12 protein-coding genes are annotated in these 13,956 nt (G+C 39.0%); 9 read left to right on the top strand and 3 right to left on the bottom strand.

Annotated elements, in window-relative coordinates; all coding sequences use genetic code 11:
• Window positions 1-260: 260 nt before the first annotated feature.
• The 5 genes from EDC37_RS11915 to EDC37_RS11895 all read left to right on the top strand — a co-directional run bounded on the left by EDC37_RS11915 (window position 261) and on the right by EDC37_RS11895 (window position 4,532).
• Window positions 261-1,238 carry a biotin--[acetyl-CoA-carboxylase] ligase gene (locus EDC37_RS11915; protein ID WP_132551636.1) on the top strand — a complete coding sequence of 326 codons (978 nt, stop codon included), beginning with the start codon at window positions 261-263 and terminating at the stop codon, window positions 1,236-1,238.
• 30 nt (window positions 1,239-1,268) lie between these two features.
• On the top strand, window positions 1,269-2,033 hold the full coding sequence (locus EDC37_RS11910) for a type III pantothenate kinase (protein ID WP_132551634.1): 765 nt from the start codon (window positions 1,269-1,271) through the stop codon (window positions 2,031-2,033).
• Between the two features lie 44 nt (window positions 2,034-2,077).
• Window positions 2,078-3,031 (top strand): tRNA dihydrouridine synthase DusB, encoded by a 954-nt coding sequence (gene dusB / locus EDC37_RS11905; RefSeq protein ID WP_132551632.1) that lies wholly within the window; start codon window positions 2,078-2,080, stop codon window positions 3,029-3,031.
• A 174-nt stretch (window positions 3,032-3,205) separates the two neighbouring features.
• On the top strand, window positions 3,206-3,550 hold the full coding sequence (locus EDC37_RS11900; protein ID WP_132551630.1) for a zinc ribbon domain-containing protein: 345 nt from the start codon (window positions 3,206-3,208) through the stop codon (window positions 3,548-3,550).
• A gap of 151 nt (window positions 3,551-3,701) precedes the next feature.
• On the top strand, window positions 3,702-4,532 hold the full coding sequence (locus tag EDC37_RS11895; protein ID WP_231039991.1) for a polysaccharide deacetylase family protein: 831 nt from the start codon (window positions 3,702-3,704) through the stop codon (window positions 4,530-4,532).
• A 4-nt stretch (window positions 4,533-4,536) separates the two neighbouring features.
• On the opposite strand, the gene EDC37_RS11890 is transcribed toward EDC37_RS11895, so the two are convergent.
• Window positions 4,537-5,040, bottom strand: a complete 504-nt coding sequence (locus tag EDC37_RS11890) for a hypothetical protein (protein WP_132551628.1) — start codon at window positions 5,038-5,040, stop codon at window positions 4,537-4,539.
• 538 nt (window positions 5,041-5,578) lie between these two features.
• Here EDC37_RS11890 and speD point away from each other — a divergent pair.
• The 4 genes from speD to speB are packed head-to-tail and all read left to right on the top strand — an operon-like array spanning window position 5,579 to window position 9,617.
• A complete protein-coding gene (gene speD, locus EDC37_RS11885) occupies window positions 5,579-6,370 on the top strand; it encodes an adenosylmethionine decarboxylase (protein WP_132551626.1) in 792 nt (263 codons plus the stop codon).
• Window positions 6,371-6,429: 59 nt separating this feature from the next.
• Window positions 6,430-7,887 (top strand): aminotransferase class I/II-fold pyridoxal phosphate-dependent enzyme, encoded by a 1,458-nt coding sequence (locus EDC37_RS11880; RefSeq protein ID WP_132551624.1) that lies wholly within the window; start codon window positions 6,430-6,432, stop codon window positions 7,885-7,887.
• A gap of 22 nt (window positions 7,888-7,909) precedes the next feature.
• Window positions 7,910-8,761, top strand: a complete 852-nt coding sequence (speE, locus tag EDC37_RS11875) for a polyamine aminopropyltransferase (RefSeq protein ID WP_132551622.1) — start codon at window positions 7,910-7,912, stop codon at window positions 8,759-8,761.
• Window positions 8,748-9,617: an agmatinase gene (gene speB, locus EDC37_RS11870; protein ID WP_243642193.1), complete on the top strand. Its 870-nt coding sequence runs from the start codon at window positions 8,748-8,750 to the stop codon at window positions 9,615-9,617. Before speE ends, speB begins: the two co-directional genes overlap by 14 nt.
• 366 nt (window positions 9,618-9,983) lie before the next feature.
• Here speB and dapA read toward each other — a convergent pair whose 3' ends face one another.
• Together dapA and EDC37_RS11860 are read right to left on the bottom strand one after the other, a co-directional pair.
• Window positions 9,984-10,868, bottom strand: a complete 885-nt coding sequence (dapA, locus tag EDC37_RS11865) for a 4-hydroxy-tetrahydrodipicolinate synthase (protein ID WP_132551620.1) — start codon at window positions 10,866-10,868, stop codon at window positions 9,984-9,986.
• 27 nt (window positions 10,869-10,895) lie between these two features.
• Window positions 10,896-13,823: an insulinase family protein gene (locus tag EDC37_RS11860; protein WP_132551618.1), complete on the bottom strand. Its 2,928-nt coding sequence runs from the start codon at window positions 13,821-13,823 to the stop codon at window positions 10,896-10,898.
• Window positions 13,824-13,956 lie beyond the last annotated feature (133 nt).

The raw sequence follows: 13,956 nt of genomic DNA, 5'->3' as shown, positions 1-13,956 counted from the left end.
GCCCACTTCGAACATACAGTCGAATCTGGAGCATAGTCAGTAGATGCACATATAAAATTTGAAGAATTACTGACAACTACCTTGACATTGAGCGTAACAATCTTACTGTAATTTTGCCAGTTTATTTTTCTTGCGAAAACAAAATTCATAAGGTATTATAATTAGGATGTTCATTTTAGAATATATATTGCTTTTATAATCAATACAATATTTGTCTGTTTCATGGGAAACATCAATTATTAAATAAAGAAGGTTGTTACATGCGCTCAGAGATTTTGACGATATTACGAAAGGCTGGCGGCGAATATATATCTGGTGCATATTTAGCGGAAAAACTATCTGTTTCACGTACTGCTATCTGGAAACATATATGTGCTTTAAAAGAAGAAGGATATGATATAGACAGCAAGTCAAGAAACGGTTATCGTATTATCAGCTCACCAGATCTGCTGACTCCTGGAGAAATAAATGCTGTGTTAGCAACTAATGTTTTTGGCTGTGTTATAAAATATTACAAAACTGTCAGCTCTACAAATAATGCTGCGAAGCTGTTAGCGCAGCAAGACGCCCGTGAGGGCACCATTGTTGTCAGTGAAGAACAAGGCAACGGCAAGGGACGGTTAAGCCGCTGCTGGTTTTCTCCTGCCCAGAAGGGCATTTGGTGTTCCCTTATACTGAGACCTCCATTTTTACCGCAGGAAGCGCCCAAATGTACGCTTATGGCTGCGGTTTCAATATGTAAGGCTATTCGTTCTCTTACAGGTGTGCAGGTCGGTATTAAGTGGCCTAATGATATTCTTTACAATGGTAAAAAATTGGTCGGTATCTTGACTGAAATGAATGCAGAAATGGATCGCATAAATTATGTGATCATCGGTATGGGGATCAATGTAAATGTAACCGTTAAGGATATGCCGGTGGAAATACGCAATACAGCGACTTCGCTGTTACAAATAATTGGTAAAAAAGTCTCTCGTGTGCGGTTATTATGCGCTATTTTGGCCGAATTGGAAAATGAATACGAAATAATCAAAGCGGCCGGATTTGCGCCCATCCTCGAACAGTGGAAAAAATATTCTGTAACACTTGGCCAGAAGGTGAAGGTTATCGGCATAAATGAAACCTTCTATGGTAAAGCGGTTGATATTGATGATTATGGTGCATTACTGGTCGATACAGGAGAAAAAATTGAACGGGCATTGGCCGGCGATGTATCAATACGTCCTGCCGAAAAATAATCGATAAATTAGTCTGGAGGATTATAAGGAATGTTGCTAGTATTTGATATCGGTAACAGTAATATAGTGTTGGGCACATATGAAGGCCGTAAGCTCATGAGACATTGGCGTATCTCGACTGATCGGCAGAAGACAGGTGACGAATATGGTATGCTGATAAACGAATTATTTCGTTTTCAGGGGATTTCCATGTCCAATATTACCGCCATTATCATCTCTTCGGTAGTGCCACCGCTTGTAGTACCGCTTACCAAAATGTGTGAACGGTATTTCCGGGTAAGACCGTTAGTGGTCGGCCCCGGTATAAAAACAGGGATAAGGTTAAAATACGAAAATCCGCGTGATATAGGTGCGGATCGTATTGTCAATGTCATAGGTGCTTATGAACAATATGGCGGCCCACTTGTAGTCATAGATATTGGCACAGCGACTACTTTTGATGTTGTCAGCAAGGATGGCGATTTCCTTGGTGGCGCAATTGCCCCGGGGATAGGTATTTCTTCTGAAGCATTATTCCAGCGTGCTGCAAAATTGCCGCGTATTGAGTTGGTGACTCCTAAATCAGCGATTTGCCACAATACGATAACCGGCATACAGGCAGGTATTATCTTTGGCGCTGTCGGGCAAATAGACGGTATTGTCAACAGAATAAAAAAAGAAATGAATATGGATATGAAAGTTGTCGCTACCGGCGGTCTTGCCAATATGATCGCCAAAGAATCAAAAACAATTAATAAAACGGATCATTTTCTCACGCTTACCGGTTTGCGTGTCCTTTATGAAAGAAACAGTTGATTAACCGGCAGTAGATTTAGCGGGGAGCGTTTGGTTAACTGTATATGTTTATTGGAAAACTGCAAATAAATAATCCTGTTTTTCTCGCACCGATGGCAGGGGTAACAGATGCGGCATACAGGATTTTAGCGCAAAGAATGGGCTGCGGACTTGCTTATTCAGAAATGGTCAGCGACAAGGGAATTCATTTCCGCAATGAACACACGTTGTTCATGTTAAAAACAGAACCAGCGGAAAGACCTTTAACTATGCAGCTTTTTGGAGAAACACCGGCAAGCATGTCGGAAGCGGCAAAGTACGTGGAATCACTCGGTTGTGCAGATGTAATAGATATTAATATGGGCTGTCCTGCCCCCAAAATAGTAAAAAATAACGGAGGGTCGGCATTGATGCTCGACCCTAAGCGCGCTTTTGCCATAATGGAAGCAGTGAAAAAGGCTGTTTCCCTGCCAGTTACTGTAAAAATGCGTAAAGGGTGGGATGATACACATGTAAATGTTGTAGAGATGGCCCATTTGGCAGAAGAAGCGGGAATGGATGCCATAGCTGTACACGGTAGAACGCGCGAACAGTTTTATAGTGGCAGGGCTGACTGGGATATAATTGCGGCCGTAAAGCAGGCCGTACACATACCTGTAATAGGCAACGGTGATGTTAGAACCTGTAAGGATTTACATGATATATTTCAAAAAACCGGCTGTGATGCTGTGATGATCGGGCGTGCTGCCCAAGGAAATCCATGGATATTTCGTGAATTTACAGAGTTTTTAAGAACGGGTAAACAGCCATCGGAACCGACTATGGCAGAAAGAAAAGCTGTCATTATTGAGCACTTGGATATGCTTTTGCAAAAAAAAGGCGATTATATCGGTCCGCGCGAAATGCGCAAACATGCCACGTGGTATACACGCGGCATAAAAGGCGGCGCTGACCTCAGAAGACAATTTAATCTGGCAGAGACAAGGGAAGATTTTATTGCTATTCTCGAGCAGTTGTAATGGTAACGGATAGACTTTTTTGAATAAAGCAAAATTCGTCTTTTAGCGATTAAAATAAATGTATTACCGTCTGATAGCAGGCAGAAATATTTTTTTCCTTATGAAAAAGCATAATATATGCTAAAATATATATTAAAGGTTTCATCTTCCCTAATAAGAATTAAGGAGAAAAATATGATTTGTCAAAAATGCAATAAAGAAATTGGTAATAACAGATTTTGTCCGTATTGTGGCCAAGATAATAGTATATCAGTAATGTCTGAGCAGGAAAAAGACGATTACGGCGGCGTTACTATCGAAGAAAAAAATAACCGTATTCACGGCAGTTACACTCGTCCTGAACGGCAATATAGTTCTGTCTTTCGTTTTAAAGGAGGCAGCAGCTGGCTTTCCCGCATTATTTGGGGGCTTGTTATCTTAGCCGTGGCAGCCTTTGTCGTTTTTGTTGCACTGCCTTTTATTTCAATAGCATTTTTATCGGTCCTAGTAATATGGGCTGTATTTAAATTGCTAAATTGAAAATTTGTATATTATTGAAATAAACTTGGTCTTAATCACCAAGCAGTAGTAACATATTGGTCAGCTTACAGATGAATTTTTGGGTGTTAAAATAAAAAATAAAATAGCGGCAAATATGCCGCTATTATTTTTTAATAAATTGGAGTTTTTTATGGCAATTTATCTCTTGGTAATTATTTTAATTGCAATTATTTTTTTCTTGCGCAAAAATATACCTGCTTATGTTCCGATACTCATGTACCATCGTATAGCGGAAGTTCCCAATGACCGAAATAGTCTGCCGCCGGAAAAATTTGCATGGCAGCTCAATTATTTGCATGAGCATGGTTTTCACACGATAACCCCTGCGATGCTTTATGCTTTTTATACGCAGGGCACTGCGTTACCGCATAAGCCAATTTTGTTGACTTTTGATGACGGCTATACGGATAACTATACTGTGGCTTTGCCTTTACTAAAAAAATACAACATGACCTCAGTTGTTTTTCCTATATCAGAATGGGTCGGTAAAAAAAATCACTGGGAAAATTTTGGCAAGCAGGAAACGACAACGATGGATTGGCAAGTGCTCGAGAGCTGGTTGCAGGCCGGGCAGACAATAGCTTCGCATACCCAAAACCATCCTTTTCTGCATGTATGTAAGCAACCACAGCTGCAAGAAGAATTGTGCGGCAGTAAAAAGAGCCTGGAAAGCAAGCTAAAAATAAATACTGATTTTCTATGCTATCCTTATGGAAAATTTAACCAAGCTGTCGTCCATGCCGCAAAAAAAGCTGGCTACAAGGCAGCCTTTGCTATTTTTGAAAATGTAAATCTTCGCAAAATAGATCTGTTTGCTTTACCACGCATTCCTATCCCCGACCACCAATCAAAATGGGAGTTTCGCTTAAAAGTCAGTTGTCTGTTTATCGTATTTATCGCTTTGCGGAAATGGGAAAGGGAATTTAAACAATATCGAAAAAAATATTTTCAGCATAAATAACTTTTCACGTGGCAGGGTCATCATCCTTTAACGGATGGATTATCTTGCCATCAGCAACGATAGTTTCTTCTTTTAATTCGTCAACAATACTTTCCACTGGTATATTTCGGCGTTCAAGCCACCAATGTATATCATTTTGGCTGCATAACCGCATTATGGCCCGCTGCCTGTAATATGTGAAAACTGTTGTTTCCTGTTTATTGGCAAAAGCATGATGGCGTGCCAGTTTGTCAAACATATCGTCCAAGCTGGATAATTTATCTAAGCGTATACGGGCAGCTTGCTGCTTTAATTTTTCATTCTCGTCCGGCAACGGCTTGCATAGTTTTTGGATTTTCAGCATACGCTGCTGTTTTTCTTTTGCTAATAAGATATTTTGCTGTCTACGGCATTCAAGGCAGTCTTGGTTATGGTAATTTTCTATAATTTTGGCGCGTAGCTTAATATCTTCTGGCAAATCAACCGTTATTTTATGGCCGCATTTCAGACTAATAATGGTAGCTGTCATTTAGTGCTCCTTTAGCTTAATTAGGCTTAAATATAAATGATACTGTTATTATAGCATTCTCTCCTTGGACAATGAGAGAAACAGTAAAATTTTATTTGCGGCATTACATATAATTTCTTGCTTTTATTTATAGTTTCTTTTATAATAAATACGGTTGGGAGACTAAATTTATTACAAGTCCAGCGTTAGCAGAAACCGTTGGCCGTTTTACATAGTAAGACAACCACGATAAACATTGACGGTTTTTCTGCCGCTTTATTGGTTCCTTATCTTGCCGAAAATCGAATAACGACTTTCGTTTTCAGTAAGTAAAATCAGATTTCAAGTTAATTTGGAATCTGATTGTATTTTATAAGAATATTATGCGCATTAGCACGCTGCTTGTGAAATGGTCAATAAGAGTATTAAAAAGTATTCTCTGCTATATAGACTCTGGCTCATATCATGGATATCATGTCGGGTATTCTTTTCTAGACTCAGGTAAGCGGCAGTATGTGCGTTTTATCTGAGTTTTATTTTGCATAAAAGAGGTCGTTATATGAAGGAAAAATTAAAATTATACGGCTTTAATAATCTTACTAAAGCGTTGAGTTTCAATATTTATGATGTTTGTTATGCTAAAACACCAAGAGAGCAGAAAGACTATGTGAAATATATAGGTGAGCAATATAATTCTGAACGTTTGACAAAAATTCTTACACACGTTACAGATATGATTGGTGCCAAAGTCCTTCACATCGCCAAGCAAGATTATGACCCGCAAGGAGCCAGCGTAACAATGCTTATTGCCAATAAAAGCATGTCATCTGAAGCCTATGTAGACACAGAGGATGAATTGATGCATGGCGGTACTGTCGTTGCCCATCTCGATAAAAGCCATGTAACGGTGCATACTTATCCAGAATATCATCCGGATAACTGCATTGCTACTTTTAGAGTGGATATTGATGTTTCTACCTGCGGTGAAATAACGCCGCTCAATACCCTTAATTATCTCATTGGTAATTTCGATTCTGATATAATAACAATGGATTATCGGGTACGCGGATTTACTCGCGATATGAGCGGTAAGAAACTTTTTATGGATCACCGGATAGCCTCGATTCAGGACTTTATCGATCCTAAAACATTGGAAGATTATGATGCGATTGATATCAATATATATCAGGCGAATCTCTTTCATACCAAAATGCTCATAAAAGAATGCGATTTAAGTAATTATTTGTTTAATACCGATATTTATGAAATCCCTCCCAAAACACGGCTTTCCATAATGAACAGTTTAAGACGCGAAATGATAGAAATATTCAGTGGAACGAATATTTTTTAGAATAAATAATACGCAGTGATTATTGCCAGTATATTTTAAGGAGGAAAAACAAATCAAAAGTGAAAAAACTTACACAAGAGAATGCACCTGTTTTGGAAGCATTGGAAAAACTAAAGCAAATGCGCATTGTTCCTTTTGATGTTCCTGGGCACAAAAGAGGACGCGGTAATAAAGTATTGACAGAATTTCTGGGGGAAAGGTGTCTTTCTGTTGATGTCAATTCCATGAAACCGCTTGATAACCTCTGCCATCCGGTTTCCATTATAAAGGATGCTGAACAACTGGCTGCTGAGGCATTTGGCGCTGCGCATGCTTTTTTTATGGTAGGTGGCACGACGTCATCTGTACAGGCAATGATACTGACCGCGTGCAAACGCGGTGATAAAATAATTCTGCCGCGCAACGTACATAGAAGCGCTATCAATGCGATGATCTTATGTGGTGCCGTTCCGGTCTACATAAACCCGCAGATGGATAAAACGCTCGGTATATCACTCGGCATGAGTATCAAGGACGTAAAAAAAGCTATTGCTGACAATCCCGATGCAAAAGCAGTATTTGTGAATAATCCTACTTATTATGGCATCTGCTCAAACTTAAATGAGATAATAAAAATGGCACATGCCAATAATATGCTGGTATTGGCAGATGAAGCGCACGGTACGCATTTTTATTTCAATGACAAATTACCGGCAGCAGCTATGCGCAGCGGTGCAGACATGGCTGCTGTAAGTCTGCATAAATCGGGAGGTTCTCTGACACAAAGCTCGATGTTGTTTATCAATGATAAAATCTCTGAAGGTTATGTTCGTCAAATAATCAATTTGACACAAACGACAAGCGGTTCTTATCTGCTGATGTCGAGTCTTGATATTTCACGCCGTAATCTGGCTTTAAGAGGAAATAAAATTATTGATACCGTAATAGACTTGGTCGAATATGCCCGCAGTGAGATCAATAATATTGGTGATTACTATGCATATTCCCGGGAAAAGATAAATGGTGATTCAATTTATGATTTTGACATAACCAAACTTTCCATTTATACCCGTTCAATCGGTTTGGCCGGTATTGAAGTTTATGATATCCTGCGTGATGAATACGACATTCAGACGGAATTTGGTGATTTGGCCAATTTGCTCGCATATGTTTCAATAGGGGATAGGCCCCGTGATATGGAACGCTTGGTGAGTGCCCTTTCGGAGATACGCCGTATTTATAAAAAAGATTCTACCGGTATGCTGGAGGTCGAATATATAAATCCTAAAGTTGTCCTTCCTCCCCAGGATGCCTTTTATACCAATAAAGAAGAATCTATACCACTCGATAAAGCCTGCGGCCGCGTGTGCACAGAATTTGTTATGTGTTATCCGCCTGGTATTCCTATTCTTGCGCCGGGAGAACTGGTGACAAGCCAGATATTGGAATATATTCATTATGCCAAGGCAAAAGGCTGTCAAATGACAGGGCCGGAGGATATGGAACTAAACAATCTTAATGTAGTAACTGAGAAATAAATTTGCAAACGAGGCGATATATATGGAATTATGGTTTACAGAAAAACACACACCATATGTACAGTTTTCTATAAAAATAGAAAAACAGCTTTATGCTGCTAAAAGCGAGTTCCAACGTATTGATATTTTGGAATCACGTGAATTTGGGCGTATCCTTACACTGGATGGCTATCTGATGCTCACAGAAAAGGATGAATTTATCTATCACGAAATGATCACCCATGTACCTATGGCTGTTATGCCACATGCGCGCAAGGTACTTATCATCGGCGGCGGTGATGGTGGTACTGCCCGTGAAATACTCCGTTACAAAACAGTTGAAAGTATTGACCTTGTTGATATAGATAAAATGGTAGCCGATGCCTGCCGGAAATATATTCCACAGACGGCAGCCAGTCTTGATGACCCTCGTGTCAAATGTCATTTTGAAGATGGTTTAAAATACATACGCCATCATGAAAATGAATATGACCTCATAATTGTTGATTCGACTGATCCGTTCGGCCCGGGAGAAGGTCTTTTTACCAAAGAATTTTATGGGAACTGTTATAAGGCGCTAAAAGACGATGGTATAATGGTTAATCAGCATGAAAGTCCGTTTTATCCAGCTGATTCTTATGCCATGCAAAGAGCACACAAACGTATTTTTGAATCTTTTCCCATAAGCAGGATATATCAGGCACATATTCCTACATATCCTTCGGGTCATTGGCTTTTTGGTTTTGCATCAAAAAAGTATCATCCCATACTTGATGCTAATTGGCAAAAATGGAAATCATTAGACATAAAGACCCGTTATTATAATCCTAAATTACATGCAGGTGCATTTGCCTTGCCAACTTATGTGGAGGATATAATTCGTGAAGTTGAATAAAAATATCGAAACTATTCTCGGCTGTGAAAAAGAATATACCGACGCTGATATAGTTATCTTCGGTGCTCCTTTTGATTCGACGGCTTCTTATCGTCCTGGCACACGTTTCGCTTCTAAAACTATGCGCAGCGAGTCCTATAATATGGAGACCTACAGTCCTTATCTGGAGCTGGATTTAGAAGAGGATACTGCTGTATTTGATGCAGGGGAGCTTGATCTTTCACTGGGCAATACACCCAAGACTCTTGAGACAATTTATGATTTCAGTAAAAAACTGCTGGAGGACAAGAAACTGCCCTTCATGATTGGCGGGGAACATCTTGTCACTTACGGTTCTGTGAAAGCGGTTGCTGAAAAATACCCGGACTTGCATATAATACATTTTGATGCGCACGCTGATCTACGTGATGAATTTTTGGGTACGCCTTTTTCTCATGCTACTGTTTTGCACCGCTGCCATGATTTATTAGGTGATGGCAGGATTTTTCAATTTGCTATAAGAAGCGGTGAAAAAGCTGAATTGAACTGGGGAAAAAAGCATGTTTTTACACATATGTTTGATTTTGCTAATTTAGATAAAATTATAAAAGAACTAGAGAATAAACCAATATATTTTACCGTAGACCTTGATGTATTAGATCCTGCCGTTTTCCCTGGCACTGGTACACCGGAAGCAGGCGGTGTCTCCTTTAATGAATTGCGCCTTGCTATGCAGGCGGTGGCCAAATTAAATATTGTCGGTACGGATATGGTGGAACTCAGCCCGCCTTGTGATTTGAGCGGGATGTCTACTACAGTGGCATTGAAATTGTTGCGCGAATATTTATTGGCGCTTTCCCATAAAAATAAAAAATAGTGCTGTTACACAATAAAGCGGTTCCTGTCATTCTCAGTAATGACAGGAACCGCTTTTATATATTATCTCACCGTCATGACAATATAAGCAAATTCAGGGGGGGATATATAATCATGGCAGTGATGGTTGCAAAAGGAAGTTTTAATAATAGTAAATCTTTGTTTACCATTGACTGTCCAAATTATAACACTACATTTTTGTCAGTGTGTGACAAGAATATGATATTTTACTGAAATTAATCTGAAATATACTAATTACTGACATAATTTAATAAATTATAATATATAAAAGTAATCCCAGTAAAATAATTATATTTACCGGGATTACTTTTAGTTATACGACCACTATTATAGAAAGGCAATACGCTTAGATAATATTATGTTTTTGCATAAGTAGTTTCAATAAGGTATAATTTTTGGGTTCAATTTCTGTTAACGGCATACGGAGGTCGCCCATGTCATATCCCATAATTTTTAAAGCAGTTTTTACGGGAATAGGGTTTACTTCTGAGAATAGGGCAGCGATAAGTTCTTCTAAATCTATCTGCAATTTAGCTGATTCCTGAACTTTACCATTAAAATACAGTTCACAAATATCATGTGTTGTTTTTGGTGCTATATTGGCCAAGACGGAAATAACACCCTGCCCGCCTAAGGATAATATAGGCACAATCTGATCATCATTCCCCGAATATACAGCCAGGTCATCTCCACACAATGCCCGTGTTTTTAAAACGGATGTTATGTCGCCGTTTGCTTCCTTAACAGCGACAATGCGCGGATGTTTGGCAAGTTCAGCATATGTTTCTGGTTTTATATTTACGCCGGTTCGTGAAGGAACATTATACAATATCAACGGAATATTTACATTGTCCGCTATTTGCACGAAATGTTTTACCAAGCCTTTTTGCGTGCATTTATTATAATACGGCGTTACTGAAAGTACAGCATCTACACCTACTTCTTCAGCAAATTTAGATAGCTGTATTGCATATGCCGTATCATTTGAACCAGTTCCCGCGATTACTGGAATACGTCCATTGACCTGTTCCACGGTGAATTTTATTATTTCCTTATGTTCTTCGTCCGTCATGGTAGAAGCTTCACCTGAGGTACCGGCAATGACTATTGCATCAGTATGGTTTTTGATGTGGAATTCGAGCATCTTTTTTAGTTCAGCATAGTTGATACCATTAGCCGTGAAAGGAGTAGCAATAGCTACTGCAGCACCTTTAAATATTATTTTTTTCATAGAAAAAAACACCTCTATTATTTAATTTCAGGCTTCAAAAATATTGCACAATGACTTGAAAATAGTTTTGTTTTCCTTTAATTTTTCTTCATTACCGACAACGCAGATAGCACTATCTGCTAGACAGGTCTTGATCATTGCTGCCATTTTTTTTATATCATCCTGCTTGACAGACAATACTTCGTTGCGTACCTTTTGGATATTTTCATTTGTGATACCACGAATATAAGCTATGGCTGCGCTTTTCCCTTTTGCTGATGGAGTGAGTGGAACGTCAAGGTTACTAATAGTGCCTATTATATACTTTGTCATTTCCCGGTCACTGATGTTCATGTTTTCTAAAAACGCTACCGTGTCTTTATATGCCTGTAATGTTTCTACAAGGTTGGGGTCACGATACGAGCCAAAATACAATTCACCATCCATGTTGAATTTAACGAAAGCACCATAGGCACCTCCAAGGACGCGAATCCTATTCCAAAAATAAGTACACCGCAGGATAGTGGCAAGTACTGTCAGCCCGCCGGTATAACGATAGCCATTCCTTATAAAGTTTGCGCCGAGGCCGACATATTGTACCTGGCTGGAAGATTGAAAGCCTTCGTTTTTCTTGTTAATCTTAAAGGAAAACGGTTCGGGGGCAAATTCTTTGTCTGCCAGTACTGTAGCAAATTTAGTGAAAGCGGCAGAGAAGATATTGTACTGGCTTTCTTTGAGCGTAATGCTGACTAAAAGATTTTTGCGGTTAAAGGCACGAGCCATAAGTTCTTCCAGATCTGTCCGGAGAGAAGGATATCTCGCATCAAAATTATCAGCTAAATCTTTTATAAAATGGTAAAAGGTAAGTCCGCCTTGTTCATTGTATGCGCCTGATGGGCTGAAATAAGACGAAAGCCGAGAAGCTACTACTTGGTTTGCGGAATTGAGCAGGTCAAGTTCCATATTTGCTTTTGATTGTACTATTAATTCTTGTAACCGGTTTTTATCAGCGAAACTGCTTTTACCAATGAGCTGTGCCAATAAATCAAAAAGCTCTGGTAGTTTTGTGATGAGCGCTTTACTTTTGACGATGAGCTTCGGTATTATTGAGTCTGGTTCGCCGGTTTTACTATATGCGCAGAGGTCAAAGGAGATACCACCTGTATTTAGATTTATGGCATTGGCCAGAGCTGCATAAGTATATTTTTCGGTGGCAACTTTACTGAGTAGGTCAACCAATAAAAATGCCTGTGGTAATTTTGCGGCTGGAATTGCTTTTGCATCGAAATACATATCCAAATAAGCAATATCATTAGTATTGACATTATGTGCTAAAATTTTTATGTCGTTTATTGCTTTTTCTTCGATAATAAACTTTTTGGCTTCCTTATCGATATCAGCTAAGTCAAGTAATGGTATTGTTTGTAAGGATTCCGGTGAATCAGGAGTCTGCTGCCGTTTTTTTAATTTTTTGGTATTGGCGATAATCGTTTCTATTTCTTGTGCTGAAAGTGCTTCTTTTTTCTTTCTGAGAAGTTCTGTCAGTCTTTTTTCGTTTTCAGCGGCAATTTTATCATCAGGTTTAAAAGTAAAAAGCAGCTTATGGGGATTATCCAGCAATACTTTCTGCAATAGTTTTTCAAAATAGTCAGTGCCAATTTTATCTTTGATTTCAGATAATAATGGTTCATAGCGAAGCTGTTGCAATGGATCTCCGTCATAAAGCCAGCTTTTCATCAGCTGGATATTATAGATAAGCCCTTTAGGCGCCTGGCCAAAATCAGCTTCCCGCAATTTAAATTCGGTGATATTGAAACCTGCCTGTAAAAGTTCTTTGTCTATACCATTTTTTATCAAATCTTTTACTGTATCCACAAATACTTTGCGGAATTTATCAGTGTTTTCCGGTTCAGAGCCGGTGACTGTAATATTCCACCAAGGCTGGAGCAGTCCCGTATCAAATGATGATGACACATCAGCACCTATACCGGCTTTTATCAATGCATTGCGCAAAGGCGCAGACTGCGATTTGAAAAGTACATAATCAAGCAAGTCTATGGCAAAGCATTCCAACGTGTCAAGGGCTGTTCCGGTAATGAAATTATAAGATAAAAAAGTCTTTTTCTTCTTATCTTCACCAGAGGATATAGGGTATATATCGGTCAGGCTTTTTTCTTCTTTGAAGGGTTTCTGTAAGTCGATATGTGAAACGATATCTATTTTGCTGAAATGGCTTAAATATTCATCATCTAAAAATGCTAACTTTTGCATTATATCCATTTTGCCGTATAAATAGATATAGCTGTTAGCAGGATGGTAATATTTACGGTGAAATTCAATGAAATCTTTCTGTGTCAGTGAAGGAATAGATTCTGGGTCCCCGCCTGATTCAAAAGCGTAAGTATTATCAGGGAACATATTATTTAATAGTTTTCGTTCCAGCAGCCCTTCAGGAGAAGACAAGGCACCCTTCATTTCATTGTAGACAACGCCGCTGTAACGAAGAGGGGCATCAGGATTATCAATTTCATAATGCCAGCCTTCCTGCATTAATATTTCCGGCATTTGTGTCATCAATGGATAAAAGACGGCATCGAGATAAACATCAATGAGGTTTTGGAAATCTTTATCATTTTGGCTGGCAACAGGATACATTGTCTTGTCAGGAAATGTCATGGCATTTAAAAAAGTATTCAGGGAGCCTTTTAATAGTTCAACAAAAGGTTCCTTTGTGCGAAATTTCCGTGAACCGCACAAAGTAGAATGTTCCACTATATGGGCTACACCGGTATCATCTGTCGGTGTGGTACGAAAACTTATAGAAAAAACTTTATTGTCATCATCGGTATCAAGAAATAAAAGGCGTGCACCGCTTTTTTCATGGATGAACTGATAAGCTTTTGCATCAACTTCTTTTACCGTAGATGATTTCAGTAATTTGAAACCATGATAAATTTTATTATTTTCAAAGTTCAATATATTGGCTCCTCTATAGTATTATATTTTAGGTGAATGTACCCCCGCCTAAAGAGGCGGGAGCTTCCTGATTCTACGAGAACCGCACTGCAATTCCGAGGAACTGCGGCGACTTACACTCTCTCCACAGGCG

Source organism: Pectinatus cerevisiiphilus (genome assembly GCF_004341685.1).
Taxonomy (GTDB): Bacteria; Bacillota; Negativicutes; order Selenomonadales; family Selenomonadaceae; genus Pectinatus; species Pectinatus cerevisiiphilus.
Note: the sequence above shows the minus strand (reverse complement) of the source record. Positions and strands in the feature narration are given on the sequence as shown.